This window comes from Kitasatospora sp. NPDC086791 (assembly GCF_040685975.1).
Taxonomy (GTDB): Bacteria; Actinomycetota; Actinomycetes; order Streptomycetales; family Streptomycetaceae; genus Kitasatospora.
Map to the genome: position 1 here is coordinate 61,115 of NZ_JBFBOC010000004.1, position 25,943 is coordinate 87,057.

23 protein-coding genes and 1 pseudogene are annotated in these 25,943 nt (G+C 74.2%); 10 read left to right on the top strand and 14 right to left on the bottom strand.

The features are described from left to right. The first annotated feature begins 132 nt into the window (after positions 1-132). Positions 133-2,031 (top strand): tetratricopeptide repeat protein, encoded by a 1,899-nt coding sequence (locus AB0Q99_RS09225; RefSeq protein WP_363569694.1) that lies wholly within the window; start codon positions 133-135, stop codon positions 2,029-2,031. A 333-nt stretch (positions 2,032-2,364) separates the two neighbouring features. Here AB0Q99_RS09225 and AB0Q99_RS09230 read toward each other — a convergent pair whose 3' ends face one another. Both AB0Q99_RS09230 and AB0Q99_RS09235 read right to left on the bottom strand, forming a co-directional pair. Continuing rightward, positions 2,365-3,696, bottom strand: coding sequence for an NAD(P)/FAD-dependent oxidoreductase (locus AB0Q99_RS09230; RefSeq protein ID WP_363569695.1), 1,332 nt, complete (start codon positions 3,694-3,696; stop codon positions 2,365-2,367). Between the two features lie 357 nt (positions 3,697-4,053). Beyond that, complete coding sequence (locus AB0Q99_RS09235) at positions 4,054-4,959, bottom strand: TIGR01777 family oxidoreductase (RefSeq protein ID WP_363569698.1); 906 nt, start codon at positions 4,957-4,959, stop codon at positions 4,054-4,056. Between the two features lie 136 nt (positions 4,960-5,095). Between AB0Q99_RS09235 and AB0Q99_RS09240 the strand changes: the two genes are divergently transcribed. Continuing rightward, positions 5,096-5,593: a GNAT family N-acetyltransferase gene (locus AB0Q99_RS09240; RefSeq protein ID WP_363569700.1), complete on the top strand. Its 498-nt coding sequence runs from the start codon at positions 5,096-5,098 to the stop codon at positions 5,591-5,593. Between the two features lie 197 nt (positions 5,594-5,790). Further along, positions 5,791-6,888 carry a DUF2510 domain-containing protein gene (locus AB0Q99_RS09245; protein WP_363569702.1) on the top strand — a complete coding sequence of 366 codons (1,098 nt, stop codon included), beginning with the start codon at positions 5,791-5,793 and terminating at the stop codon, positions 6,886-6,888. An 86-nt stretch (positions 6,889-6,974) separates the two neighbouring features. On the opposite strand, the gene AB0Q99_RS09250 is transcribed toward AB0Q99_RS09245, so the two are convergent. The 7 genes and pseudogenes from AB0Q99_RS09250 to cobU all read right to left on the bottom strand — a co-directional run. Then, complete coding sequence (locus AB0Q99_RS09250) at positions 6,975-7,490, bottom strand: DUF4240 domain-containing protein (RefSeq protein ID WP_363569704.1); 516 nt, start codon at positions 7,488-7,490, stop codon at positions 6,975-6,977. 125 nt (positions 7,491-7,615) lie between these two features. Beyond that, positions 7,616-9,424 (bottom strand): 2-oxoglutarate dehydrogenase, E2 component, dihydrolipoamide succinyltransferase, encoded by a 1,809-nt coding sequence (sucB, locus tag AB0Q99_RS09255; RefSeq protein ID WP_363569706.1) that lies wholly within the window; start codon positions 9,422-9,424, stop codon positions 7,616-7,618. 81 nt (positions 9,425-9,505) lie between these two features. Next, positions 9,506-10,912, bottom strand: a complete 1,407-nt coding sequence (lpdA, locus tag AB0Q99_RS09260) for a dihydrolipoyl dehydrogenase (RefSeq protein WP_360207530.1) — start codon at positions 10,910-10,912, stop codon at positions 9,506-9,508. Positions 10,913-11,291: 379 nt separating this feature from the next. Further along, positions 11,292-12,794, bottom strand: coding sequence for a leucyl aminopeptidase (locus AB0Q99_RS09265; RefSeq protein WP_363569708.1), 1,503 nt, complete (start codon positions 12,792-12,794; stop codon positions 11,292-11,294). Between the two features lie 257 nt (positions 12,795-13,051). Beyond that, positions 13,052-13,843 (bottom strand): adenosylcobinamide-GDP ribazoletransferase, encoded by a 792-nt coding sequence (locus tag AB0Q99_RS09270; RefSeq protein WP_363569710.1) that lies wholly within the window; start codon positions 13,841-13,843, stop codon positions 13,052-13,054. 133 nt (positions 13,844-13,976) lie between these two features. Next, a complete protein-coding gene (locus AB0Q99_RS09275) occupies positions 13,977-15,092 on the bottom strand; it encodes a nicotinate-nucleotide--dimethylbenzimidazole phosphoribosyltransferase (RefSeq protein WP_363569712.1) in 1,116 nt (371 codons plus the stop codon). Positions 15,093-15,120: 28 nt separating this feature from the next. Continuing rightward, a pseudogene (cobU, locus tag AB0Q99_RS09280) lies at positions 15,121-15,684 on the bottom strand (bifunctional adenosylcobinamide kinase/adenosylcobinamide-phosphate guanylyltransferase); the annotation flags it as partial. A gap of 106 nt (positions 15,685-15,790) precedes the next feature. Here cobU and AB0Q99_RS09285 point away from each other — a divergent pair. Further along, the gene (locus tag AB0Q99_RS09285; RefSeq protein WP_363569713.1) at positions 15,791-15,991 is read left to right on the top strand and encodes a hypothetical protein; all 201 of its coding nucleotides are present in this window, start codon (positions 15,791-15,793) and stop codon (positions 15,989-15,991) included. 101 nt (positions 15,992-16,092) lie between these two features. Here AB0Q99_RS09285 and AB0Q99_RS09290 read toward each other — a convergent pair whose 3' ends face one another. Both AB0Q99_RS09290 and AB0Q99_RS09295 read right to left on the bottom strand, forming a co-directional pair. Beyond that, the gene (locus AB0Q99_RS09290) at positions 16,093-16,833 is read right to left on the bottom strand and encodes a methyltransferase domain-containing protein (protein ID WP_363570030.1); all 741 of its coding nucleotides are present in this window, start codon (positions 16,831-16,833) and stop codon (positions 16,093-16,095) included. Between the two features lie 158 nt (positions 16,834-16,991). Beyond that, the gene (locus AB0Q99_RS09295) at positions 16,992-17,591 is read right to left on the bottom strand and encodes a DUF3043 domain-containing protein (protein WP_363569715.1); all 600 of its coding nucleotides are present in this window, start codon (positions 17,589-17,591) and stop codon (positions 16,992-16,994) included. Between the two features lie 301 nt (positions 17,592-17,892). Between AB0Q99_RS09295 and AB0Q99_RS09300 the strand changes: the two genes are divergently transcribed. Beyond that, entirely contained in the window at positions 17,893-18,696 is an 804-nt protein-coding gene (locus tag AB0Q99_RS09300) for a PspA/IM30 family protein (RefSeq protein ID WP_363569717.1), read from the top strand. A gap of 38 nt (positions 18,697-18,734) precedes the next feature. Beyond that, a complete protein-coding gene (locus AB0Q99_RS09305) occupies positions 18,735-19,028 on the top strand; it encodes a hypothetical protein (protein WP_363569719.1) in 294 nt (97 codons plus the stop codon). Between the two features lie 82 nt (positions 19,029-19,110). Here the strand turns inward: AB0Q99_RS09305 and nadA are convergent, their stop codons facing one another. Continuing rightward, on the bottom strand, positions 19,111-20,295 hold the full coding sequence (nadA, locus tag AB0Q99_RS09310) for a quinolinate synthase NadA (protein WP_363569721.1): 1,185 nt from the start codon (positions 20,293-20,295) through the stop codon (positions 19,111-19,113). Positions 20,296-20,514: 219 nt separating this feature from the next. On the opposite strand from nadA, the gene AB0Q99_RS09315 reads away from it, so the two are divergent. The 3 genes from AB0Q99_RS09315 (at position 20,515) to AB0Q99_RS09325 (ending at position 23,617) form a co-directional block, all read left to right on the top strand. Further along, positions 20,515-21,438, top strand: a complete 924-nt coding sequence (locus tag AB0Q99_RS09315; protein ID WP_363569723.1) for an NADP-dependent oxidoreductase — start codon at positions 20,515-20,517, stop codon at positions 21,436-21,438. A gap of 151 nt (positions 21,439-21,589) precedes the next feature. Continuing rightward, complete coding sequence (locus AB0Q99_RS09320) at positions 21,590-22,054, top strand: Lrp/AsnC family transcriptional regulator (protein WP_350585565.1); 465 nt, start codon at positions 21,590-21,592, stop codon at positions 22,052-22,054. 195 nt (positions 22,055-22,249) lie between these two features. Then, a complete protein-coding gene (locus AB0Q99_RS09325) occupies positions 22,250-23,617 on the top strand; it encodes a pyridoxal-dependent decarboxylase (protein WP_363569725.1) in 1,368 nt (455 codons plus the stop codon). 101 nt (positions 23,618-23,718) lie between these two features. On the opposite strand, the gene AB0Q99_RS09330 is transcribed toward AB0Q99_RS09325, so the two are convergent. Then, a complete protein-coding gene (locus AB0Q99_RS09330; protein ID WP_363569727.1) occupies positions 23,719-24,579 on the bottom strand; it encodes a GNAT family N-acetyltransferase in 861 nt (286 codons plus the stop codon). Positions 24,580-24,824: 245 nt separating this feature from the next. Here AB0Q99_RS09330 and erpA point away from each other — a divergent pair, with 245 nt between their 5' ends. Next, entirely contained in the window at positions 24,825-25,178 is a 354-nt protein-coding gene (gene erpA, locus AB0Q99_RS09335) for an iron-sulfur cluster insertion protein ErpA (protein WP_049651846.1), read from the top strand. A 74-nt stretch (positions 25,179-25,252) separates the two neighbouring features. Here the strand turns inward: erpA and AB0Q99_RS09340 are convergent, their stop codons facing one another. After that, positions 25,253-25,942, bottom strand: coding sequence for a hypothetical protein (locus AB0Q99_RS09340; RefSeq protein WP_363569729.1), 690 nt, complete (start codon positions 25,940-25,942; stop codon positions 25,253-25,255). Position 25,943: the final 1 nt, after the last annotated feature.

Below are 25,943 nucleotides of genomic sequence, written 5' to 3' on the forward strand. Positions count from 1 at the left end.
ATTGCTCGGTCAGATCCGCCCATAGCGCCCGAATGCTCGCTACATTCACGCCGATTCCCGACAGGGGGCGCCGCCCCAGGCCGCCGAAGTGCTGGTAGAGCCCGGTGCGACGTCCGAGAGGTGTTGACAGACATGCCCCAACGGCCTGCAACCGACAGCCCGGCGTACGGACCGCTCGACCCGCTCGGCCAGCACCGAGGTCCGGTCGACCGGACCCTTCCGGACGCCCCCGACGCCCTGGACCCCGACGCCCTGACGGGCGACACGCTGACGGGCGACACGCTGACCGCCGACGACTCGACCGCCGACGACCTGAGGCTGCCCGCGCAGGCCACACCCGACCGGCACGAGGGCCCCGTCGCCCCCGCGCCCGCGCGGAGCACCGGCCACTCCGGCCCGGCCCCGCAGAACGGCCAGCTCGCCGCGCTGATCGAGGAGGCCGGCTTCTCGCACGCCGGACTGGCCCGCCGGGTCGACCAACTCGGCCTGGAGCACGGCCTCGACCTGCGCTACGACAAGACCTCGGTCACCCGCTGGCTGCGCGGCCAGCAGCCCCGCGGCGCCACCCCGGCCCTGATCGCCGAGGTCTTCACCCGTCGCCTGGGCCGCCGCCTGACCGCCCAGGACCTCGGCCTGGACGCCTGCGCCCCGGTCTACGCGGGCCTGGAGTTCGCCGAGACCCCGCAGGAGGCGGTGGACATCGTGGCGAGCATGTGGCGCAAGGACAACGGCCCGCAGTCCGAGCTGCGCCGGATCGCCTTCACCCCGGCCGGTCTGGTGGTGCCCAGCCGGGACTGGCTGATCGGCCGCACCGACGAGCGGGTCGCCCGGGACGGCTCCACCCTGAGCCGCCAGGACACCGCCACCGGCCCGCCGGCCGCCGGCTCCGGCCCGGTCCCCGGCTCGGGCCCGGTCCCCGGCTCCGGCGCGGGCCCCGTGAGCCCGGCGCGCGCCCCGGCCGTCGGCCCGCCCGTCGGCCTCTCCGGCGCGTCCGTCACCCGCGGCACCGCCGGGACGACCGGCACCGCCCCCACCATCGGCCGGGTGCCCACCCAGAGCCGCCGGCCACCGGTCGCCGTCGAGCCGCCGTACACCGACCCGGCCCGCGAGTCCCGCCCCGCCCTGCGGGTCGGCCGCGGCGACATCGCCGCCATCCGCGCCGTCGGCGACCTCTTCCGCGCGCTCGACCACGCCTACGGCGGCGGCCACGCCCGGCAGGCACTGGTCCGCTACCTGGAGAGCGAGGCCGAGCCGATGCTGCGCGGCCGCTACGGCGAGCAGATCGGCCGGGCCCTGTTCGGCGCGGTCGCCGACCTGACCCGGCTGGCGGGCTGGACGTCCTTCGACATCGCCGCGCACGGCCTCGCCCAGCGCTACTTCGTCCAGGCGCTGCGCCTGTCCCAGGCCGCGGGCGACCGCGCGCTCGGCGGCTACGTGCTGGTGACGATGAGCCAGCAGGCCGTCCACCTCGGCCACGGCCGGGAGGCGGTCCAGCTCGCCCGGGTCGCCCAGCAGGGGGTGGGCACCGCCGTCCCGCCGGTGGTCCAGTCGCTGATGCACGCCGCCGAGGCCCGCGGGCACGGCCTGCTGGGCGACGTCCGGTCCTGCACCACCGCGCTGGTGCGCGCCGAGCGGGCCCTGGCGGCGGCCCGCATCGGCGACGAACTGCCCGCCTGGGCACGGTACTTCGACGAGGCGCAGCTCTCCGACGAGTTCGCCCACTGCTACCGCGACCTGCAGCAGTGGCGCACGGCCGCGCAGCACGCCGAGAAGTCGCTGCGGCTGCGCTCGCCCGCCTACGCGCGCAGCCGGATCTTCTGCCGGCTGGTGCTGGCCACCGCCCGGCTCGGCATGGGGGACCTCGACGAGGCCTGCACCATGGCGACCGACGCGCTGCGGGCGGCGGGGGAGATGCGTTCGGCCCGCTCGCTGGAGTACGTCCGGGACTTCCACCGCCGGCTCACCCCCTACCGCGGCAGCCCGGTGGCCCGTGCTTTCGAGGAGACGGCCCGCCAGGCAGGGGTGATCTGACCGGCGCGAGGTCCGGATCGGGCTCCGGATCGGGCTCCGGATCGGGCGCCGGGCCGAGGTCCGGGTCGGGTCCGGCGGGCCGGGCTCGCACCGGTTCCCGGCCCGCCGCCTTCGGCCGGACCTTCGCCCGCCGCCGTCGCCGCCCACGTCGCCGCCGCCACCGCCTGCAGCCCGCCATCGCCACCACTGCCCGCCACCGCCGGCCGCGGAGGACCGGCGGGTCCGGGTCGAGCGTGGTGGTGCCGGTGAGCACCGGCCCGGCGAAGGCGCCGCCCGGCGGCCGGCGGCCCCGAGGCCCCGCCGGCGGCCCCGAGGGCCCGGAACGCGGGGCCCTCAGGCCGCCGCCTCCACCTCCCGCGTGTCGGCCGGCACGCCGAGGTCGCGCAGCACCGCCCGGGCCGCCCGCCGCCCGGAGACCAGCGCGCCCTGCACGGTGCTGGTGTCCCGGTGGTCCCCGGCGACGTACAGCCCGGCCAGCAGGCGCACCGGGCGCCGGGTGTTGTGCGGCGGCGGCATCGCCGGCAGCGCGTCCGGGACGTGTCGCACGCTGAGGAACTGCCAGCCCGTCGTCGAGGTGCCGTACAGCTCGGCGAGCCGGGCCCGGACGGCCGGTTCGAGCCCGGCCGGGCCGCCCGCGTCGAAGGCGCGCCGGCCGAGCACGGTGGTGGCGACCAGGGCCTGTCCGGCCGGCGCGTACGAGGGGTGCAGCTCGCTGAGCACCACCGAGTGCGAGACCAGCGGCGGGTGCCCGTTCGGCCGGTCGCCGTCGAGCAGCAGCACGGCCTCGCCCACCGGGGCGCGGTCGGCCGCGTGGTAGAAGGTCGTGACGGGGTGGAAGTCCGGCAGCCGTAGCCCGGGCAGCAGCTCGGCCGCCGAGCGGGCGTCGGTGGCGACCACGACGGCCTGGGCGCCGATCCGCCCGTGGTGCAGGGTCTCCACGCCGTCCGCGCTGATCGAGGTGACCTGCACCCCGGTGCGGACGGTGCCGGCGGGCAGGGCGGTGGCCAGCTGGGCGGGCACCGCCGCGATCCCGCCGGCGGGCAGACAGAGCCGTCCGCGGGCGTACGAGCGCAGCACCAGGTCGGCGACCCGGCTGCTGGTGCCGAGCGCCGGATCGCTGAGCAGGGCGCTGAGCAGTGGGCGCAGGAAGCCGTCGACGGTGCGCGGGGCGAGTCCGTGGCCGGCCAGCGCGCGGGCGGCGGTGGTCTCGGGCCGGGCCTGCAGCCGGCCGATCGGGGCGGTGGCGAGCCGGCCGAGCCAGCTGCCCAGCCGGGCCTTGTCCAGCGGGCTGCCGAGCGGGGCCCGGACGGCGGCCTGCCGGGCGGTGGTGAGCTGCGGGTCCCCGGCGCGGTACCGGCGGCCGCCGCTGTGCACCAGTACGCCGGGCGCGAGCGGGCGCAGGTCGAGGCGGTCGAGGTCGAACGTGCGGCGCAGCTCGGGGAAGGCGGTGTTCAGCAGGTGACTGCCGGCGTCGAGCCGGAATCCGTCCAGTTCGCGGGTGGCCATCCGGCCGCCGATCCGGTCGCTGCTTTCGAGGACCTGGACGGTGAGGCCGTGGCCGGTGAGCGCGCGGGCGGCGGCCAGGCCCGCGAGTCCGGCACCGACCACGACGACGTCCGGGTCGGACGGCCGACGGGCGCGGCGGGTGAAGTCGTACGTGGGCACTGGGGTGCTCCCTCCCTGGTCCCGGGGCTCCGGCCGACGCAGGCAGCGGGGTGCCGGGACACGGTCCGAGGAGGGTGATGCCCCGTCAGTGTGAGCATCAGACAAGCGCATCGAGCCGGATTCGAAGGCCGGCCGGGGTTGTCCGCCATCGGGCGGGGGCGCGGTCACGGACAGTGCGCCGTGGCGGCCGGGTTCGGGGGTCGGCGGGCGCGTACGGTCACCGGGGGCGTGCGACGCGCCCGCCATGTGCTCCCGTGCGCCCCCTCCCGGAGCCCCGTCCGACCCCCGCCCGGCATATGCCCCTGGTCAGGGTGCATGCCGTAGTCGGGGCTACGCACGGGGCCCGGCGCGAGTACGTCAGAGCGCCGCGAGCACCGCCGAGTAGACGTCCGGGTGCGTGAAGCGGAAGCCCGCGTCCGAGAGCCGCCGCGGCACCACCCGGTGACTGCCGACCACCTCGACCGCCAGCTCGCCCAGCACCACCTTGAGCACCGCCTCCGGCACCGGGAACGGCGTCGGCCGCCGCAGCGCCCGCCCGAGCGCGGCGGTCAGCTCGGCGTTGGTCGCCGGGTTCGGTGCCGTCAGGTTGAAGGCGCCGGACAGGTCGTCGTGGTCGATCAGGAAGCGCAGCGCGGCCACCTCGTCGTGCAGCGAGATGAAGCTCCAGTACTGCCGCCCGCTGCCGAGCCGGCCGCCCAGGCCCAGCCGGAACAGCGGGAACATCCGCCCGCCGGCCCCGCCGGCCGAGGAGAGCACCATGCCGGTGCGCGGGTGGACGACCCGGATCCCGGCCCGCTCGGCCGGCCTGGCCGCGGCCTCCCACTCCAGGCAGACCTCGGCCAGGAAGTCGTCACCGGCGGGGGAGTCCTCGTCGATCACCCGGTCGCCGGTCTGCCCGTACCAGCCGACCGCCGAGGCGCTCACGAACACCCGTGGCGGCTCGGGGAGTTCGGCCAGCGCGACGGCCAGCGTCTCGGTGCCGTAGACCCGGCTCTCCCTGATCTCCCGCTTGTAGGCGTCCGTCCAGCGATGGTCGCCGACCCCGGCCCCGGCCAGGTGCACCACCGCCTGGACGCCGACCAGCCCGTCCCGCTCGACCTCACCCAGCAGCGGGTTCCAGCCGATCGCCGTGCTGCCGTCGGGCTGCGGGCCCGTCCTGGAGCGGTGCCGGACCAGCCGGACCACCTCGTGGCCGTCCGCCAGCAGGGAGCGGACGAGCGCCGAACCGATCAATCCCGTGGAACCCGTGACAGCGATGCGCATGCGCCCATCCTCGCAGTTCCCGGGTGTCCCCGGCCTCCCGGCCGTGCCGACCGTGCCGACCGTCCCGCCGTCCCCACCCGTCCCGGCCGTCCCGACCGCCTGTCACGTGCGCATGCGCCTCACTAGCATGACGCGCATGCCCGACGACGATCTGATCATCCGTCCGGCGCAGCCCGAGGACGAGCATGAGCTCGCCGCTCTCGACCGCGCCAGTCGGTCCACCCTGTCCGACGTCTCCCCGGAACCGCCCGCCGGGGCCGGGGTCTTCGACGAACGCCACACCCCCGGGCAGTACCTGCTGGCCGTCCTGGGCGGCCGGATCGTCGGCTACGTCCGCCAGGTCCCGCCGACCCCGCTGGCCGCCAACCGCCACGTCCGTCAGATCCAGGGCCTGGCCGTCGACGGCGCGGTCCGCGGCCGGGGCGTCGGCCGCCGCCTGGTCGAGGCGGCCTGCGAGGCGGCCCGGGCCGAGGGCGCCCGGCGGATGACGCTGCGGGTGCTCGGCTGGAACGCCCCGGCCCGCCGCCTCTACGAGAGCTGCGGCTTCGTCGTCGAGGGCTCGCTGGCCGAGGAGTTCCTGATCGACGGGTCCTACGTGGACGACGTCCTGATGGCCCGCCGACTGCTCGGCTGAGCCAGGATCCCCGGCGGCCGTCCACACCCCGGCGGGCGCGCGGACGCCACCCCGGAAGCGGAGTGGACGCGGAATCGAAGCGGAGTCGAAGCGGCACGGAGGCGGCGTGGAGGCGGCGCTGAGACGGCGCGGAGGCGGTGCAGAGTCGTGACACGCCCGCCCTGTCTGGACCGCCGCGACGCGGGTACCGTACGGCCGTGAGCAACTCGACGCCTCCCGGGTGGTACCCGGTCCAGGGTGCGGACGGCACCCCCGGTCACGAGCGCTGGTGGGACGGCAACGCCTGGACCAACGAGGTCAGGCCGCTCCAAGGCGGTGCCGGACAGCTCGCCGAGGCCCCGACGCAGACCTGGCAGCCCACCGACCAGAAGCCCGGCTACGGCTACCCGGGCGCCGCCGCGCCCCCGGCCTACGGCTACCCCGGGCAGGACGGCTCCCCGGCGGCCGGCTACGGCTACCCCGGGCAGGACGCGTACCAGGGCCAGCCCGGGTACCCGGGCCAGCCGGGCTACCCGCCGGCCCAGGGCGCGGGCTACGGCTACCCGGGGCCGGGCTACCCGCCGCAGGCCCCCGCCAAGAACAGGGCCGGCGTGGCCGTCGGCATCTCCGTCGGGGTGCTGGCCGTGGGCGGGATCATCGCCGCGCTCGTGGTGAACTCCGGAGGCGGCGACCCGAAGGCGGACCCGACCCCGGCTCCCACCGTCACCGTCACCCAGAGCAACAGCCCGTCGCCGAGCCCCACCCCGACCCGGCCCGCCGTCACCCCCACGGTGCCGGCCCCCAAACCGGCGCCGGTCCTGAAGAGCACCATCCCCGACCCGCAGCACGCGATCACCGTCCCGGTCTTCGACGGCTGGGACGGCGGGACCAACTCCGCGCACTCGACGGTCTACCTCGGCAGCGGCCGCTACACCTGCCCGGACGGCAACTCCTGCATCCGCGGCCAGTTCTCGGTCGAGAAGGACACCGTCCAGGGCACCACCCCCAAGTCGGCCGCCGACGCCACGATGCCCACCTACGCCGGGCAGATCTTCACCGGGATCACCTCGCACACCGACTCCGGCTCCGGCTACGTCAGCGTCGCCGGTGTGCTCGGCTACGCCACGCGCTGGCACATCCGGACCTCGGACGGCACCCAGGGGTACGTCCTGCTGGCGGCCGTCCCGGCGAAGGGCGGCGGCTACGTGGTCTTCGAGGGCGGCGTGGACGACGACCCGGTCGCGCCGGACCCCTCGGTGCTGGACCAGATCCTCAAGGGCGTCCAGCAGGACGGCTCGTCCGGCAGCTCCACCTGAGCACCCGGTCCACCCGAGCACTCGATCCAGCCGCGCACCGGGCCGGCCCCGCGCACGGGGCCGGCCCGGCCGAGCAGCCGTACCGCTCAGTCCCCGTACCGCTCCCACACCTTGGGGAAGCGTTTCGCCATCACGTCCGGGTCGTCGAAGTCCAGCGCCGCCCCGGACGGTCGTCCGGCCTGCCGCCCGCCCACCTCGGGCAGCGGCAGCCCGGTCAGCCGCTCGTACGCCTCGTCGGCGGCGTAGCCGATGTCCTCGGCCTCGCCGTCCTCCTCCTCGTCGAACTCGGGCAGCAGGTCGGCCAGGTCGTCCGGTTCGGCCAGCCCGCCCTCGAAGACCTCCCGGCCCTGGGCGATGAGCCAGCAGCGGAAGTAGTCGAAGGTGTCCTCGGAGGCGCCGTCCAGCAGCAGGTAGGCGGCGCCCCACAGGTCGTACCGGTAGGCGCGCTGGAACCGGGCCTCGAAGAGCCGGGCGAAGTCGATCACGTCGTCCGGGGTCAGCCGGACGAGCCGCTCCACCAGCCGGTCGGCCTGCTCGTCGGGATCGCCGTCGGCGGCGTCCCGGGTCTCGTCGATGATCTGCCAGAAGTCCGTCTCGTCCATCACCGCTCCAGCATCCCCGTTCGCCCGCGTCCGCGCATGCCACGACCCGGCGTGGCCCGGGCCGGGAACGGCGGAACCCCGCGCCGTCCGGGGACGACGCGGGGTTCCGCAGGACCGTGGAGGGGTCAGAGGCCGAGCTCGACCTCGAACTCGCCGGCCTCCAGGATCTCCTTGACCGCGACCAGGTAGCGGGCGGCGTCGGCGCCGTCCACCAGGCGGTGGTCGTAGGAGAGCGAGAGGTAGGTCATGTCACGGATGCCGATGGCGGTGCCGCCGTCGGCCTCGATGACCACCGGGCGCTTGACGGTGGCGCCGATGCCCAGGATGGCGGCCTGGTTCGGCGGCACGATCACGGTGTCGAACAGCGCACCGCGCGAGCCGGTGTTGCTGATGGTGAAGGTGGCGCCGGACAGCTCGTCCGGGGTGATCTTGCTGTCGCGGACCTTGCCGGCCAGCTCGGCGGTCTTCTTCGAGATGCCGGCGATGTTGAGGTCGCCCGCACCCTTGATGACCGGGGTCATCAGACCCTTCTCGGAGTCCACCGCGATACCGATGTTCTCGGTGTCGAAGTAGGTGATGGTGCCCTCGGCCTCGTTGATCCGGGCGTTGACGACCGCGTGGGCCTTCAGCGCCTGGGCGGCGGCCTTGACGAAGAACGGCATCGGGGACAGCTTCACGCCCTCGCGGGCGAGGAAGGAGTCCTTGGCCTTGCCGCGCAGCGACATGATCCGGGTGACGTCCACCTCGACCACGCTGGTCAGCTGGGCCTGCTCGTGCAGGGCCTTCATCATGTTGTCGCCGATGACCTTGCGCATGCGGGTCATCTTGACGGTCTGGCCGCGCAGGGCGGACGGCGCGGCGGCGGCCTTCGGCGCGGCGGCCGGGGCGGCAGCGGCGGCGGGGGCCGGAACGGCCTTGGCGGCCTCCGCGGCGGCGATGACGTCCTGCTTGCGGATGCGGCCGCCGACGCCGGTACCGGCGACGGAGGACAGCGCGACACCGTGCTCGGCGGCGAGCTTGCGCACCAGCGGGGTGACGTAGGCGTCACCGTTGTCGGCAGCCGGGGCGACCGGGGCAGCCGGGGCGGCGACCGGGGCGACCGGAGCCGGAGCGGCGGCGACCGGCGCGGGAGCGGCAACCGGAGCCGGGGCAGCCGGGGCGACCGGAGCCGGGGCGGCGACGGGGGCCGGGGCGGCAACCGGAGCGGGAGCGGCAACCGGAGCGGGAGCGGCAACCGGGGCCGGAGCGGCGACCGGAGCCGGGGCGGCGACCGGGGCCGGAGCGGCGGCGACGGCACCCGCGGCGCCGATCAGCGCGAGCTGGGCGCCGACCTCGGCGGTCTCGTCCTCGCCGACCAGGATCTTCACCAGGGTGCCGGCGATCGGCGACGGGATCTCGGTGTCGACCTTGTCGGTGGAGACCTCCAGCAGCGGCTCGTCGACCTCGACCGTCTCACCCTCGGCCTTCAGCCAGCGGGTGACGGTGCCCTCGGTGACGGACTCGCCCAGGGCCGGCAGCAGCACCGGGGTGGCGTCGCCGGCCGGAGCGGCCGGAGCGGCCGGAGCGGCCGGAGCGGCGGCCGGGGCCTCGGCGACGGGGGCCGGGGCGGCGACCGGAGCCGGAGCAGCGACCGGGGCCGGGGCGGCGACGGGCGCGGCCTCGACGACCGGCGCCGGAGCGGCAGCCGGGGCGCCGGAGCCGTCGTCGATGATCGCCAGCTCGGCGCCGACCTCGACGGTCTCGTCCTCGCCGACCTTGATCGAGGAGAGGATGCCGGAAGCCGGGGCCGGGATCTCGGTGTCGACCTTGTCGGTCGAGACCTCGAGCAGCGGCTCGTCGACCTCGACACGCTCACCCTCGGCCTTCAGCCAACGGGTGACGGTGCCCTCGGAAACGCTCTCGCCCAGCGCGGGCAGTGTTACTGAGACCGCCATGGTTTCAGCGACTCCTATCAAGTCTTGCGTACGGGGAGTACATGCGTACGGGAAGTACCGGAAAAGGGGGGTGGGGCGCGATCAGTCGTGCGCGTGCAGCGCCTTGCCGGCCAGCGCCAGGTGCGCCTCGCCCAGGGCCTCGGACTGGGTCGGGTGCGCGTGGATGAGCTGCGCGACCTCGGCCGGCAGGGCCTCCCAGTTGTAGATCAGCTGGGCTTCGCCGACCTGCTCGCCCATGCGGGCGCCGACCATGTGGACACCGACCACGGCGCCGTCCTTGACCTGGACGAGCTTGATCTCGCCGGCGGTCTTCAGGATCTTGCTCTTGCCGTTGCCGGCCAGGTTGTACTTGAGGGTGACGACCTTCTCCTTGCCGTACAGCTCGACGGCCTTGGCCTCGGAGATGCCGACCGAGGCGACCTCGGGGTTGGAGTAGGTCACGCGCGGGACGCCGTCGTAGTCGATCGGCACCGGCTTGAGGCCGGCCAGCCGCTCGGCGACCAGGATGCCCTCGGCGAAGCCGACGTGGGCCAGCTGCAGGGTCGGGGCGAGGTCGCCGACGGCGGAGATGGTGGGCACGTTGGTGCGCATGTACTCGTCGACGAGGACGTAGCCGCGGTCCATCGCGACGCCGTTCTCCTCGTAGCCGAGGCCGGCCGAGACCGGGCCGCGGCCGATGGCGACGAGCAGCAGGTCGGCGTCGATCTGCTTGCCGTTCTCGGTGGAGACGCGGACACCGGTCTCGGTGTACTCGACGCCGGAGAACCGGGCCTTCAGCTCGAACTTGATGCCGCGCTTGCGGAACGCGCGCTCCAGCAGCTTGGAGGAGTTCTCGTCCTCCAGCGGCACGAGGTGCGGCAGGGCCTCGACGATGGTGACCTCGACGCCGAAGGACTTCCAGACCGAGGCGAACTCGACGCCGATCACGCCGCCGCCGAGGATGACGGCCGACTTCGGGATGCGGTCGAGCTTGAGGGCGTGGTCCGAGGAGATCACGCGGTTGCCGTCGATCTCCAGGCCCGGGATCGAGCGCGGCACGGAACCGGTGGCCAGCACGATGTGGCGGCCTTCGATGCGCTGGCCGTTGACGTCCACGGAGGTCTGCGAGGAGAGCTTGCCCTCGCCCTGGACGAAGGTGACCTTGCGGGACGCCACCAGGCCCTGCAGGCCCTTGTACAGGCCGGCGATGACGTCGTCCTTGTACTTGTGGACGCCGTTGATGTCGATGCCCTGGAAGGTGGCCAGCACGCCGAACTCGGCGGCCTCCTTCGTCTCGTCCGCGATCTCGGCGGCGTGCAGCAGCGCCTTGGTCGGGATGCAGCCGCGGTGCAGGCAGGTGCCGCCCAGCTCACCCTTCTCGACCAGGGCGACGCTCAGGCCCAGCTGAGCGGCGCGGAGCGCCGCGGCGTAACCGCCGCTTCCGCCTCCGAGAATGACTACGTCGAAAACGGTGCTGGCGTCGTTCGCCACGTCACGTCCTCCATGCAATGGGGTGGGTCGCCGGGCCGGTACGGTCCGGTGGGTCGGAAGCCTTTGTGAGGCGCCCAGTCGTGCCGGAAATACATCTTCGCACTTGTTCGCGGTGGCTGATGTCCGGGTCCACCCCGCAGGTGTGCCGTGGAGTGGTCACCGGGGCGGGAATACCCCCCACGGATGGGCATCATCGCAGCTCAGCGCGGTATTGACAGCCGCCGGACGGGGGGCTTCCGCGGCGCCCGCGACGGTCTCTTCCGCACTGTGGAACAAAGTTTCGCCCGCAGCGAACAAGGGTGCGGCCCGGTGTTCCGCGCTACTCGCAGGTAACCGGACCGGAACGCCGACGGGGCCCGGCGCGCACGCGCCGGGCCCCGTCGCAGCGGGTGGCTGGTCAGGCCTTGCCGTTCGCCGTCCGCTCGGCGAAGCGGACCAGGGTGCGCACCGCGACCGCGGTGCCGCCCTTCGGGGTGTAGCCGAACGGGGCGCCCTCGTGGAACGCCGGGCCGGCGATGTCCAGGTGCGCCCAGTCGATGCCCTCGGCGACGAACTCCTTCAGGAACAGACCGGCCACCAGGCCGCCGCCCATCCGCTCGCCCATGTTGGCCAGGTCGGCGATGGTCGACTCGGTCATGCCCTTGCGCAGGTCGGCGGGCAGCGGCATCGGCCAGGACGGCTCGCCCACCTCGCCCGCGACGGCGTGCAGGTCGTCGCGCAGCTCGTCGTTGTTGGCCATCACGCCGAAGGTGCGGTTGCCCAGGGCCAGCACCATGGCGCCGGTCAGGGTGGCCACGTCGACGATGACGTCCGGGTTCTCCTCGCCGGCCCGCACGATGGCGTCGGCCAGCACCAGCCGGCCCTCGGCGTCGGTGTTCAGCACCTCGACGGTCTTGCCGCCGTACATCCGCAGCACGTCGCCGGGGCGGGTGGCGGAGCCGGACGGCATGTTCTCGGCCAGCGCCAGCCAGCCGGTCACGTTGACGGCCAGGCCCAGGCGCTTGGCGGCCACCACGGCGGCGAACACGGCGGCGGCGCCGGCCATGTCGCACTTCATGGTCTCGTTGTGGCCGGCCGGCTTCAGCGAGATGCCGCCCGAGTCGTAGGTGATGCCCTTGCCCACGAACGCCAGGGTGGCCTTGGCCTTCGGGTGGGTGTAGGCCACCTTCACCAGGCGGGGCGGGTTGGTCGAGCCGACGCCGACACCCAGCAGGCCGCCGAAGCCGCCCTTGGTCAGCGCCTTCTCGTCCAGCACCTCGACCTTGAGGCCGTGCTCCTTGCCGGCCGCCTGGGCGATCGCGGCGAAGCTCTTCGGGTTCAGGTCGTTCGGCGCGGTGTTGACCAGGTCGCGGGCGCGGTTCATCTCCTCGCCGAGCGCGGCGGCGCGCTCCACGGCGGCCTTGGCGTCCTTGCTGCCCTTGCGGGGGGCCAGCAGGACCAGCTCGCCGACCGGCTCCTTGCCGTTGCCGTTGCCCTTGTAGGTGCCGAAGGCGTACGAGCCGAGCAGACCGCCCAGCGCGACGGCCTCGATCTCCGCGGCGGACTCGGCGGGCAGGGCCAGCGCGGCCTTCTTGGCACCGGCCAGGGTGCGGGCGGCGACACCGCCGGCGCGGCGCAGCGCCTCCAGCTCGTAGCCCTCCTCGCCGGCCTCGCCGAGGCCGACCGCGAGCACGAGCGCGGCCTTCAGGCCGGCCGGGGAGTGGACCTTCACGGCCTCGCCCTCGGCGCCGGTCGCGCCCAGGGTGCCGAGGATCTCGGCCAGCTTGCCCTCGAACGCCTCGTTCACGGCCTCGGCGCCGGGGGCCAGCACGATGCCCTTCGGGCCCTTGGCGACACCGACCACCAGGGCGTCCGCGCGCAGCGAGGCGGCGGAGGAGGTGCTCACAGACAATGCAGTCACGTAATGCGTCCTGTTCTTTCGCGGTCCACGGCCGGTCACGGCGAGGCTGCCGCACCGGCGCAGCCCGCCGTCGCAGGCCGCCCGCCGGCGGGCCTCCGGGTCCGGGCCCCCTGGCTGCGCGCACCCACCGGAGCGGGCGCGCGCACCGGAGGCCCCGGCTCCTCGGTACGCGCCGGGCGGGCAGGACCTGCCACGGTGCAGGGCTGCGGTGCTTCACGCATGGTAGTCCGCATGCTGGGATCACGCGCCGCCCGGTGTCAGCCGAGCAACGCCAGGGCGAACAGCGTCCCCGTCGCGGCGGTCTCGGCCATCGCCCCGAGCACGTCCCCGGTGATTCCGCCGAAGCGCCGCACGCACCGCGCCAGCAGCAGCCGGGCGCAGCCGATCCCGCAGACAAGGGCCAGTGGGAGAAGGAGAGTTGACCAGCCGTCGAACAGTCCGAGCACGGCCAGGGCGAGGGCCGCGCCGGCCGTCCCGGCGGCCGCCCCGGCGGGCGTCACGGTGCTCGCCACCACGGCGCCCAGCCCGCCCGGGCGGGCGGCCGGCACCGACCGCAGGCAGCCCCAGGCGAGCGCGCACCGGGCGGCCGTCGCCGAGGCGAGCACCGCGAGCGCCCCGCGCAGCGGTGAGTGACCGAACTGTCCGGCGAGTGCGGCGGTCTGGGCCAGCAGGACGAGGACCAGGGTCAGCACGCCGAACGGGCCGATGTCGGACTGCTTCATGATGCGCAGCGCGTCCTCGGCCGGCTTCCCGCTGCCCAGCCCGTCGGCGACGTCCGCCAGGCCGTCCAGGTGCAGCCCCCGGGTCAGTCCGGCGAGCACCCCCACCGCGGTCACCGCCCCGAGCGGCCCGCCCGCGCGCCAGGTCACCAGCGCCCCCGCCCCGGCGGCCAGCGCCCCCAGGACCAGCCCGACCAGCGGAGCCGCCGCCATCGCCCGGGCCCCCGCCGCCCGGTCCCACCGTTCCACCCGCACCCGCAGCACGGACAGCGTCCCGAAGCCGAACCGCAGCCCGTCCTCCCAGGTGGCCCGAGCACCGCGGTCCGTCATCGACACGTTCCTCTCAAGCGAGAACGCCCCCGCGCGGGGGCGTTCTCCGGATTGCGGGGCCGTCCACCCGGGGGCGCGGGAAACCGCACGGGACGGCGGGCTCCGGCGCCGCCGCGCCGGGCGCGCCCGGCGCCTACAGCTTCCGCAGCAGGTCCGCCGCCGAGGGCAGCCTCGGCTGCTCCTTCGGCGCCGCCGGCACGTACGGCTTCGGGGCCTCGTCCGCGAGCGCGTCCCCCGCCGCCTGCAGCAGCGGCAGCGCCAGCAGCGCGCCGACGCCCTCGCCCATGGTGATCCCCTGGTCCTGCAGCGGCGTCAGGGTCAGTCGGTCGTACGCCTTCGCCTGGGCCGGCTCGCCGCTGGACTGCCCGGCCCGCCACCACTCGGGCGCCCGGAAGGCGATCCGCTGCGCGACCAGTGCGCAGGCCGCCGCGACCACGCCGTCCAGCACCACCGGCAGCCGTCGTACGGCCGCCTGCAGCAGGAAGCCGGTGATCGCCGCGAAGTCGGCCCCGCCGGTGGCGCCGAGGAGTGCCAGCTGGTCGCCGAGCACCGGCCGGGCCCGCCGCAGCGAGTCCCGGATGGTGGCGCACTTGACCATCCACACCCGGTCGTCGATCCCCGAGCCGCGGCCGGTGACCGCCGCGGCGTCCGTCCCGCACAGCGCGCCGACCAGGACGCCGGCCACCGTGGTGGAGCCGACCCCGAGGTCGCCGAGCAGCACCAGGTCGGTGCCGGCGTCGGCCTCCTCGTCGGCGACGGCCATGCCGGCCCGGAAGGCCCGGGCGGTCTCCTCCGGGGTGAGCGCGTCCTCGACGTCGATCCGTCCGGAGCCGCGCCGGATCCGGTGGGTGACCACCTCGTCCGGGAAGTCGGCCGGGTCGGTGTCCACCGCGACGTCGACGACCCGCACCTCGGCGCCGTAGCGCGCGGCCAGCTTGGCCACCGGCGCGGTGCCGTCCAGCACGGCCCGCACCCGGGCCGCGGTGCCGCCCGCGGCGGGCATCCGGGAGACGCCGAGCGCCGCCACGCCGTGATCGGCGGCGAACAGCAGCACCTTGGGGGCCGAGACCGGCCGCACCGGGGAGCGTCCCTGCACGGAGGCCAGCCAGCTGCCCAGCTCCTCCAACCGGCCGAGCCCGCCGCGCGGGCGGTCGGCCGCCTGCCAGCGCTCCTCGGCGGCCCGCCGGGCGCTCTCGTCGGGGCGCTCGACGAGCGAGGAGAACGTATCGAGATCCACGGTCGTGTCCATCGTCCGGAAGGCTACACGCCGCAGATGTTCAGCCGGCGGCTGGCTTGACGGTCAGCACCTGCCCGGCCACGACCAGCAGGACCCGCTCCGAGGCGTCCGCCACGGCCATGTTGAGCCGGCCCAGGGTGTCGCGGAAGCGCCGCCCGGCGGCGGTGGCGGGGACGACGCCCATGCCGACCTCGTTGCTCACGGCGACGACCGTCCGCCCGGTGGCCGCCCAGGCCCGCGCCAGCGCCTCGCAGCGCCGCTGCACGGCGGCCTCGCCCCCGTCGTCCCAGGCCCGGTCGTCCCAGGCGTCGCACTCGTCCATCACGGCGGTCAGCCAGAGCGCCAGGCAGTCGACCAGCACCGGCGCCGGGTCGGCGGTGTCGGCCAGTACGGCCTCCAGCTCGCAGGTCTCGGCGGTGCGCCAGCTCGCCGGCCGCCGCTCGCGGTGCAGCGCGACCCGCCGGGCCCACTCGGCGTCGCCGTCCCGGGTGCCGCCGGTGGCCACGTACAGGACGTCCGGGTGGTCGGCGAGGAGTTGCTCGGCCCGGGTGGACTTGCCGGAGCGGGCTCCGCCGAGCAGCAGCGTGCGGGGGAGCGGGGGGAGGGTCGCCATGCCGCCCATCCTGCCGGACGAGGCATACGGAAGATCCGGCCGGGCAAGCTAAGGTGCGCAGCAACACAGGCAGCGTCGTCGGTGGGAGGAGCCGGGCATGGCGTGGACGTGGCGGTACGAGAAGGCGGACGGCAGCGCGGTGACGCCCGGCGGCAGCCAGGAGGAGTTCGCCGGCCAGGGGGACGCCGAGACCTGGATCGGCGAGGCGTGGAAGCAGCTCGCCGAGGACGGCGTCGACACCGCGGTGCTCCTGGAGGACGACCGGGTCGTCTACGCGATGAGCCTGCACGAGGAGTAGGCCGCGGCCCGGTCGCAGGCCTCGACCGGGAAACGGGTCGAGACCGGGAAGTGGGCCGAGCCGGGAAGCGGGTCGCGATCGGGGAGGGGCCCGCGGGCGCCCTACTTCGCCCCGATCACGTGCAGCAGCGCGGCGACCTGCCGGTACGGGTCGGTGCGGCCGGCCCGGTCCTCGGCTTCCAGCAGCTGGGCCAGCTGCCGCCCGTCGACCGGCGGGGCGGCGTCGTCCGGGGCGCTGTCGGTGAAGACCCGCACGCCGTACCAGTGCCGGAGCGGCACCGCCACCTCGGAGAGGGTGACGGAGAGGTCGGCGAGCCGATCGGCCCGGGCGGCCAGCCCGAGCCGGTTGTAGTACCGGTCGCTCTCGAAGGCGTGCAGCGCGGCCCGCCAGTCCCCGGCGGCGGCGGGCCGCAGGGCGAGCGCGTCCCGGTTGCGGACCAGCAGCGAGAGCAGTCCGCCGGGCGCCAGCAGCCGGGCCAGCGAGGCGATCATCGGGTCCGGGTCGGGCAGGTACATCAGGACGCCGTGGCAGAGCACCACGTCGAAGCTGCGCGGGCCGAACCAGCGCCCGCACTGGTGGCCGTCGCCGCTGAGCAGCTGCATCCGGCCGCGGACCTCGGCCGGTTCCTCGGCGAGCGCCCCCTGGGCGACGCCGAGCGCGACCGGGTCGGAGTCGATCCCGGTGACGTAGTGGCCGGCACGGGCCAGCCGCAGGGCCTGGGTGCCCTGGCCGCAGCCGATGTCCAGGACCCGCTGCGCGCTGCGGCCGGTCAGCTGTTCGGCGAGCTGGCGGGAGACGAGTTCCTGGCGGACGAAGTTGCGCAGTCCGCCGAGCCGGTCCAGCCAGGCGGCGGTGCCGCCGGCGAAGGACCCGCTGCGCGAGGGCAGCCGGCGTTCCTGGGCCAGCCGGTCGTGACCGCCCTGGCCCTGGCCCGGCAACGCGTACAGGCCGGGCCCCTCCCAGGAAGGCGGGGCCCAGCCGGAGTCGACCGGTTCGGCGGTCAGGGCTTCTCCCCGCGCCGCACCTGCGGCTTGGGCAGTCGCAGGCGGCGCATCTGCAGGGTGCGCATGATGCCGTAGGCGATCGCGCCGCGGGTGTTCTCGTTCGGGAAGCGCTCGGCGAGCTGCTTGCGCAGACCGAGGCCGAGGCGCCCGAAGTCCAGGATCACGAAGACGAAGAACAGCAGGAACAGCAGGGTGGAGAGCACCTGGATCTGCTGGACCTTGATGATGCTGAGCACCAGGATGACCACGGCGGCCGGCAGGAAGAACTCGGCGAGCGACCAGCGGGCGTCCACATAGTCGCGGGCGAACTTGCGCACCGGGCCCTTGTCGCGGGCCGGCAGGTGCCGCTCGTCGCCGCTCATCAGCGCCTGGCGCTGCTTCTCGCGCTCGCCCCGCATCCGGTCGCGGGCCTGGCGGCTGGCCTCCTTGCGGTCCTTGGGCACCGTCACCCGGGTACGCCGGTAGGCCTCGGCCTCGTTGCGCTTGGGGGTGGGGCGGCCCTTCTTGGCCTCCGGGTGGCGGGCCTGGGTCATCTCGTCCTGCTTCTCCAGCACGGCGGCGGAGGCGGCGGCATCATCTGAACGGCGTCGGAACACACCACCAGCGTACGGGGTGCGGAGCCGCTTCCACGGGTGCCGTCGGACCCAAACGCATATCGATACCGCAGGGCAGTCGCCCGAACCGGGTTTCCCGGGGGCTTCCCGTAGGGGATCAGTCGGATGGACGATGGGGGGGATGAGGGGCGGATCCACCCGGGGGAGGAGGAAACGCGCCTGGTCGCTGTAGCAGTCTTGTTGCAGGCAGGTGCACTGCGGCGATGGGCTCGCTGCACATACACTCGTCGTGTCTGGTAACGAGATAGAGACCGCAGGCCGGAGAAGGGGGCACCCGAGGCCCATGAGCGACGGAATCATGAAGCGTATGGGGTTGATCTTCCGCTCCAAGGCGAACAAGGCCTTGGACCGAGCGGAGGATCCCCGTGAGACGCTCGACTACTCCTACCAGAAGCAGCTGGAACTGCTGCAGAAGGTACGGCGTGGTGTCGCGGACGTCGCGACCTCGCGCAAGCGCCTCGAACTTCAGCTGACCCAGCTCCAGCAGCAGTCGGCCAAGTACGAGGACCAGGGCCGCAAGGCGCTGTCCCTCGGCCGCGAGGACCTCGCCCGCGAGGCGCTGACCCGCAAGGCCAACATGCAGTCCCAGATCACCGATCTGGAGACGCAGTACCAGCAGCTGCAGGCCGAGGAGGAGAAGCTCACCCTCGCCTCCCAGCGGCTGCAGGCCAAGGTGGACGCCTTCCGCACCAAGAAGGAGACCATCAAGGCGACGTACACCGCCGCGCAGGCGCAGACCCGCATCGCCGAGTCCTTCTCCGGGATCTCGGAGGAGATGGGCGACGTCGGCCTGGCCATCCAGCGCGCCGAGGACAAGACCGCCCAGATGCAGGCCCGGGCCGGTGCCATCGACGAGCTGCTCGCCTCCGGCGCGCTCGACGACGCCAGCGGTCTCGGCCGCAAGGACGACATCGAGGCCGAGCTGGAGCGCGTGGCCGGCGGGTCGGACGTCGAGCTGGAGCTGGCCCGGATGAAGGCCGAGCTGTCCGGCGGTCCCGCCACCGGCCCGGCCGCGATCGAGCAGGGCAAGCCCGAGGCCCAGCCGCAGCAGCAGCAGGACACCCCGCGCATCAACTACAACAAGTGAACTGAGCTCGACCCCCACGAACCAGGGAGACGCACGGCATGATCATGAGGGTCATGGGTGAAGGGCAGTTCGAGCTGGGTGAGGACCACCTGAACCTGCTCAACGAGCTCGACGCCGAGCTCGTCACCGCGGTGGATTCCGGGGACGAGGAGCTCTTCCGCCGGGCCTACGGCAAGCTGCTGGAGGCGGTGAAGCAGTACGGCACCCCGGTGCCGCTGGATTCGCTGGAGCCGTCCGAGCTGATCCTGCCGAGTGCCGACGCGACGATCGACGAGGTCCGCGAGCTGCTGATGTCCGACGGCGAGGGCGTGATCCCGGGCTTCCCCGAGTAGCGCTGCGGCTGCTGCCAGACGCAAGGGCGGGTCCCCTCCACACGGAGGGGACCCGCCCTGAGTCTGTTGTGCGCCTCGCCCGCTACGGCAGGGCCAGCATCCGGTCCAGCGCCGCCTTGGCGTGCTTCTCGGTCTCCGGGTCGACGCTGATCACGTTCGGCACCCGGCCCTCGACCAGCGACTCCAGCGTCCAGACCAGGTGCGGCAGGTCGATCCGGTTCATGGTCGAGCAGAAGCAGACCGTGCGGTCCAGGAAGACGATCTCCTTGTCCGGGTGCGCCTTGGCCAGGCGGCGGACCAGGTTCAGCTCGGTGCCGATGGCCCACGTGGAGCCGGGCTCGGCGGCGTCCAGGGCCTTGATGATGTACTCGGTCGAGCCCACCATGTCGGCGGCCGCGACGACCTCGTGCTTGCACTCGGGGTGCACCAGCACGGTCACGCCGGGGATCCGCTCGCGGACGTCGTTCACCGAGTCCAGGCTGAACCGGCCGTGCACCGAGCAGTGGCCGCGCCAGAGGATCATCTTCGCGTTCCGCAGCTGCTCGGCGGTCAGGCCGCCGTTCGGCTTGTGCGGGTTGTACAGGACGCAGTCGTCCAGCGAGAAGCCCATCTCGCGCACCGCGGTGTTGCGGCCGAGGTGCTGGTCGGGCAGGAAGAGCACCTTCTCGCCCTGCTCGTACGCCCACTCCAGGGCGCGCTTGGCGTTGGAGGAGGTGCAGATGGTGCCGCCGTGCCGGCCCGTGAAGGCCTTGATGTCGGCGGAGGAGTTCATGTACGAGACCGGGACGGTCACGTCGGCTATGCCGGCGTCGGCCAGCACGTCCCAGCACTCGGCGACCTGCTCGGCGGTGGCCATGTCGGCCATCGAGCAGCCGGCCGCGAGGTCCGGCAGGACGACCTGCTGGGCCTCGGTGGTGAGGATGTCCGCGGACTCGGCCATGAAGTGCACACCGCAGAAGACGATGTACTCGGCCTCGGGGCGGGCCGCCGCGTCGCGGGCGAGCTTGAAGGAGTCGCCGGTGACGTCGGCGAACTCGATCACCTCGTCGCGCTGGTAGTGGTGGCCGAGGATGAAGACGCGGTCGCCGAGCGCGGCCTTGGCCGCCCGGGCGCGCTCGACGAGGTGGGGGTCGGAGGCCGGGGGGAGGTCACCGGGGCACTCGACGCCGCGCTCGCTGTTCGGGTCGGCCTCGCGGCCGAGCAGCAGCAGAGCGAGCGGCGTCGGAGTGGGGTCGACGCCGGAGGTCTCGGTGATGGTGGTGGTCACGGGCGGGTGCCCTTCTGTGCGGCCGATCGAGCGGTGAAGCCTTTTCGTCTAACTGACGCTATCTATGATAACCGGTTGGTGTCGGAGTGACGATGGCCATCCTGTCGATGTGACGAGAACCGCTTGCCGAATCGGACTCTCGACGGAGTCGATTGACCGGTTTGGGGGGTAACGGTGTGGCCGAATCGATATTTCCAAGCCTCCGGGTATGGCTGAGCCATGAAAGCAATCGCGATCCATCGCTACGGCGGCCCCGAGGTGGTCGAGTACACCGATCTGCCCGACCCCAAGGTCGGGCCGGACTCGGTCCTGGTGGAGGTCCGGGCGGCCGGGGTGAACCCGGTGGACTGGAAGGTCCGGGACGGCGCCCTGGACGGCGTGCTCGACGTGCACTTCCCGTTGGTCATGGGCTGGGACGCGGCCGGCGTGGTCCGCGCGGTCGGCGGCGGGGTCTCCGAGTTCGCCCCGGGCGACGAGGTGTACGGCTACGTCCGCAAGGACGCCGTCGAGCACGGCACCTACGCCGAACTGGTCTCCGCCCCGGTGCGCACCCTCGCCCGCAAGCCCGCCGCGCTGGACTGGGCGCAGGCCGGCGGCCTGCCGCTGGCCGGGCTCACCGCGCTGCAGGCCCTGAAGGCGCTGCGGCTCGCCGAGGGGGAGACCGTCCTGGTGCACGCCGCGGCCGGCGGGGTCGGCCACCTGGCGGTGCAGCTGGCCCGGGTCTCCGGCGCCCGGGTGATCGGCACCGCGGCCGAGCGCAACCACGACTACCTGCGCGGCCTCGGCGCCGAGCCGGTTCGCTACGGCGAGGGCCTGGCCGAGCGGGTCCGCGCGCTCGCCCCCGACGGGGTGGACGCGGCCCTCGACCTGGTCGGCCGCGGCGCCGTCCAGGTCTCGGCGGGCCTGGTGGCCGACCCGGGCCGGATCGCCTCGGTCGCCGACTTCGGGGTCAAGGCCCTCGGCGGTCACTACGTCTGGGTCCGCCCGGACGCCGACGGCCTCGCCGAACTGGCCGCGCTCGCCGACGACGGCCGGCTCACCGTGACCGTCGCCTCCACCTTCCCGCTGGCCCAGGCCGCCTCCGCCCAGGCGCTCAGCGCCGAGGGCCGCACCCGCGGCAAGATCGTCCTGTTGGTGGAGTGACGGCCTCCTGCCCGTCATCCGTCGGCGGTGAACTCGTCCAGGTCATCCGCCAGAATGGGTGGCGAACCGTTTCGGCAGACCGCTCCGGGGGAGACAGCCGCCGCCGCGACGCACCGCCGAACCCCCGCACGACCCGTGGAGCCCCGCACCGATGAGCAGCAGCCGAGCGCACGAGGTGGTCGGGGCCGACCTGGACGAGACCGACCGGCTCCTGCTCGCCCGGCTCGGCAGCGACGGCCGCGCCTCGTACGCCGAGATCGGCCTCCAGGTGAACCTCTCCGCCACCGCCGTCCGCCGCCGGATCGACCGGCTGCGGGCGCGCGGCGTGGTGCGGGGCTTCACCGTGGTGCTCGACCCCGCCGTCCTCGGTTGGCAGACCGAGGCCTTCGTCGAGGTCTACTGCCGCGAACGCACCGCCCCCGAGGAGATCCTCGCCAGCCTGCGCCAGTTCCCCGAGGTCGTCGCCGCCTGGACGGTCACCGGCGACCCGGACGCCCTGGTCCACCTGCGGGCGGCCGACATGCGCCACCTGGAGGCCGTCATCGAGCGGATCCGGCGCGAGCCCGGGGTCCAGCGCAGCCGCTCCTCGGTGGTCCTCTCCCAGCTGATCGGCTGACGCCCCCGGCGGTACGCAGGAATCCTGCGCGGACCGGCCCGAAGACGCCCGAAACCTGCCTGACCAGCCGCGTTCCGACGCGCGGCGGAGCACTCCGGCTGCCTACGCTGATCACGTCCGGTCGTCGCGGTGAAGCCTCCCGCCGACCGGGCCGGATCCTCACCCCCGACACCCCACAGCCGAGAGGGACCCGCCGTGTCCGCAGCCCCCGACCGCATGCACCGGCCCGACAACGAACTGGTCGACCTGGTTTTCGACTACATGCGGGAGCGGCTGCAGTACGACCCCGTCCCGCTCGACCACCCCGGTGACGGCGAGCACCTGCGCGCCCAGCTGGCCGGCCTGCTGAACCAGGACGGCAACAACCCGGCCGACGTGCTCAAGCTCTACGACCACGAGCTGTCCCGCGCGGTCATCTCCGCCGACAGCCCGCGCTACCTGTCCTTCATCCCGTGCGCCCCCACCAAGGCCGCGCTGCTGTTCGACATGGTGGTCTCCTGCGCCTCGCTGCAGGGCATCTCCTGGCTGGAGGCGGCCGGCGCGATCGCCGCCGAGAACCAGGTGCTGCGCCTGATCGCCGACCGCGCGGGCATGCCCGGGACGGCCGGCGGCACCTTCGTCTCCGGCGGCTCGGCGGGCAACCTCTCCGCCCTCGTGGTCGCCCGCGACACCGCCCGCCGCCGCCTCGGCGTCGGCCCGGAGGCGCGGCTGCGGATAGCCGTCGCCGACCAGGTGCACTCCTCGGTCAAGAACACCTTCAACATCATCGGCGTCGAGGCCTTCAAGGTCCCGACCGTGAACCGGCGGTTCACCGGCGAGGCGCTGCGCGCCGCGCTGGCCGCCGACCCGAACCCCGAGACGGTCATCGCGGTCGTCGGCACCGGCGGCACCACCAACGAGGGCATCGTCGACGACCTCGCGGGCCTGGCCGAGGTCGCCCGCGAGCGCGACCTGTGGTTCCACGTGGACGGCGCCTACGGCGGCGCGGGCCTCTTCGCCCCCTCGGTGCGCGAGCGCTACAACGGCATCGAGCACGCCGACTCCTTCGTGGTCGACCCGCACAAGTGGCTGTTCGCCCCCTTCGACTGCGCGGCGCTGATCTACCGCAACCCGCAGCTCGCCCGGGCCGTGCACACCCAGGACGCCTCGTACCTGGACGTCCTGCACACCGAGGGCGACGAGTGGAACCCCACCGACTACGCGTACCACCTGACCCGGCGCGCCCGCGGCCTGCCGCTCTGGTTCTCGCTGGCCGTGCACGGCGTCCAGGCCTACACCGACGCCATCGAGGCCGGTCTCACGCTCGCCCGGGACACCGCGCAGCTGATCCGCGAGACCGAGCACCTGGAGCTGCTGTTCGACCCGCAGCTCTCGGCGGTCTGCTTCAAGCGCAAGGGCTGGACCAACGACGACTACTACCGGTGGTCGCAGCAGCTGCTCGCGGACCAGATCGGCTTCGTCACCCCCACCGGCTGGGACGGCGAGACGGTCGCCCGCTTCGCCTTCCTGCACCCGGGCACCACCATGGACATGGTCCGGGAGATCCTGGACACCATGGCCTGATCCGGCCCGCGCTCGTACGGCCCCACCGGCTCCCGGTGGGGCCGTCGGCGTCCGGCGGGCACCAGCCGTCCGCGCCGGCGGTCCCCAGCCGTCGGCGGGCCCTACAGGAACGCCCCGCTCGGCAGGTACGGCGCCGGCGGCCGCATCCCGCGCACCCCGACGAAGCCGCCCGCCCCCGGCGTCAGGCCGACTTCCAGCCCGACGTCCAGCGCCCACTCCTGCTCGGCGGTCAGGAAGTCCACCCGCGCCTCGACCCCGTCCGGCACCCGGGCCAGCGCCTCGCGCAGCAGCCGGGCCGCGATCCGCTTGCTGGTGGCCGCCAGCAGCCGCACCGCGCCGCCGTCCCGGTAGCAGTAGCCGCTGCCGGCCAGCGCGTCGGCGATCAGCAGCTCCTCGAAGTGGCCCAGCATCAGCTCGTGGTCGGGCCCGTGCGCGGACCCGCGCAGCCGCCGGTCCACCGAGTCCAGCAGGTGCAGGTGGCTGGCGTTGCCGCGGTGCACCGGGATGTCCCCGGGGTCGATCAGCCCGTCCCGGTCCACCCGCCCGGCCAGCCGCATCGCCGGGTGCAGGGTGAACCCCGCCAGCCGGTAGCGGCGCACCGCCGCGGGGGAGTCCGGGGCGCAGACCATCCCGCGCAGACAGCCCCGCGCGTGCGTCACCGCCCGCTCCAGCAGCAGCCGCCCGACGCCCTTGCCCCGGGCGGACGGCCGGACCGCGAACAGGGACGGTGCCCACAGGCCCTCGCGGCGCATCGACAGCACCACCCCGACCGGCTCCCCGTCGACCGCGGCCAGCCAGCAGCCCCCGGCGTCGGTGCGCGCCAGGTGCCTGGCCCCGGCCAGCCGCAGCGGCGTCGGCAGCGGTGCCGGACCGGCCCCGGCGGGGTCGGCGAGCGCGGCGGCGGACAGCTCCTGGACGGCCTCCGCGTCCGCGGCGGTGTCCCTGACCGGGCGAAGGATCATGGCCACCATCCTGGCGTCCGGCGGGCCCCGGCGGGGCCGGTTCACCCGGATCCACGGTTCCGGCGGTGACCGCTCCTCCAGGGTTGTGCGAGCATGGGGAGCGTAGGGGCACGGGTGGCACACCCGGCCCACGGAGACCAACTGCACGACAGGCCGTAGAAATCCATCGCCGCCCGGGAAATGAATCCGGACAGCCGTTGGTTGGCACTGGCGGTAGACCGTCGTCAAAGACCGGGAGAAAGCAGATGACCGTCCAGGACGAGACCACCGTCGAGAGTGGCATCCTCCTCACCGATGCCGCCGCGGCCAAGGTCAAGGCCCTGCTGGAGCAGGAAGGCCGCGAGGACCTCGCGCTGCGCGTCGCCGTCCAGCCCGGCGGCTGCTCCGGCCTGCGTTACCAGCTGTTCTTCGACGAGCGCTCGCTCGACGGCGACGTGATCAAGGACTTCGACGGTGTGAAGGTCGTCACCGACCGGATGAGCGCCCCGTACCTGGGCGGCGCCACCGTCGACTTCGTCGACACCATCGAGAAGCAGGGCTTCACGATCGACAACCCGAACGCCACCGGCTCCTGCGCCTGCGGCGACTCGTTCAGCTAAGCCTGCTGCGCGAAGGCGGCCCCGGGGAGCTCCCCGGGGCCGCCTTCGCGTTCGTCCGGCACTTCGGCGGGCCGCTACCGGCCGGCGACGTCCGGGGCCACCGGGTCCGGCCCGGCGTGCGGGTCGGCGTCCAGCGGCACCTCCTGGCCGCTGGTCCGGTCGACCACCGTCCGCCCGGCCAGCGGCGAGCGCAGGTCGGCCGACACCGACTGCCGCTTGGCCAGCGCGTTGCAGACCTGCCCGGGCTGCATCGCCGGCCGGCCCGGCACGACCACGACGTCCACCCGGCCCGGCTGGGACTCGTCCGCCTTCAGCGCGTACGTCGTGCAGACCCCGCCGAAGAAGTAGACGGTCAGCTTGGTGGTGCCGTCCACCCGGTAGGACACCGCCGGATGCGCGGGCGCGCCCGAGCCGTTCGGGTTCGGCTCACCCGGCGCGATCCCGTTGGTCGGCGGAGTGCCGGGCAGCGGCTGCCCGGGAGCCGGCGAGGCCGGGGTGGGGAGGAAATCGGTCGGCGGCGCCGCGGGCGGCCGGCCGGCCTCCGAGGGGCTCCCCGTCGGAGCCGCGGAGGCGCTGTCGGAGGGCGCCGGGGCCTGCGGGGAAGCGCTCGCCGAGGCGGAACCGGTGGTCGCGCCGCCCGCCGCCGAGTCCGAGGCGGTCTTGCCGCCCCCGTCGCACCCGGCCACCGTCACCACCGCCGCCAGCATTAGGGCCGCCAGGGCCACCGCCCGCCGACCACGCCGGGGCATCGTCTCCAGATCCATC

Bases quoted from the DNA above. Each gene is read 5' to 3' on its own strand.
- AB0Q99_RS09225 (WP_363569694.1), top strand. From the start codon at position 133: ATGCCCCAACGGCCTGCAACCGACAGCCCGGCGTACGGACCGCTCGAC.
- AB0Q99_RS09235 (WP_363569698.1), bottom strand. From the start codon at position 4,959: ATGCGCATCGCTGTCACGGGTTCCACGGGATTGATCGGTTCGGCGCTC.
- AB0Q99_RS09240 (WP_363569700.1), top strand. From the start codon at position 5,096: ATGCCCGACGACGATCTGATCATCCGTCCGGCGCAGCCCGAGGACGAG.
- AB0Q99_RS09250 (WP_363569704.1), bottom strand. From the start codon at position 7,490: ATGGACGAGACGGACTTCTGGCAGATCATCGACGAGACCCGGGACGCC.
- sucB (WP_363569706.1), bottom strand. From the start codon at position 9,424: ATGGCGGTCTCAGTAACACTGCCCGCGCTGGGCGAGAGCGTTTCCGAG.
- AB0Q99_RS09270 (WP_363569710.1), bottom strand. From the start codon at position 13,843: ATGACGGACCGCGGTGCTCGGGCCACCTGGGAGGACGGGCTGCGGTTC.
- AB0Q99_RS09275 (WP_363569712.1), bottom strand. From the start codon at position 15,092: ATGGACACGACCGTGGATCTCGATACGTTCTCCTCGCTCGTCGAGCGC.
- AB0Q99_RS09285 (WP_363569713.1), top strand. From the start codon at position 15,791: ATGGCGTGGACGTGGCGGTACGAGAAGGCGGACGGCAGCGCGGTGACG.
- AB0Q99_RS09300 (WP_363569717.1), top strand. From the start codon at position 17,893: ATGAGCGACGGAATCATGAAGCGTATGGGGTTGATCTTCCGCTCCAAG.
- AB0Q99_RS09305 (WP_363569719.1), top strand. From the start codon at position 18,735: ATGATCATGAGGGTCATGGGTGAAGGGCAGTTCGAGCTGGGTGAGGAC.
- AB0Q99_RS09315 (WP_363569723.1), top strand. From the start codon at position 20,515: ATGAAAGCAATCGCGATCCATCGCTACGGCGGCCCCGAGGTGGTCGAG.
- AB0Q99_RS09320 (WP_350585565.1), top strand. From the start codon at position 21,590: ATGAGCAGCAGCCGAGCGCACGAGGTGGTCGGGGCCGACCTGGACGAG.
- AB0Q99_RS09330 (WP_363569727.1), bottom strand. From the start codon at position 24,579: ATGATCCTTCGCCCGGTCAGGGACACCGCCGCGGACGCGGAGGCCGTC.
- erpA (WP_049651846.1), top strand. From the start codon at position 24,825: ATGACCGTCCAGGACGAGACCACCGTCGAGAGTGGCATCCTCCTCACC.
- AB0Q99_RS09340 (WP_363569729.1), bottom strand. From the start codon at position 25,942: ATGGATCTGGAGACGATGCCCCGGCGTGGTCGGCGGGCGGTGGCCCTG.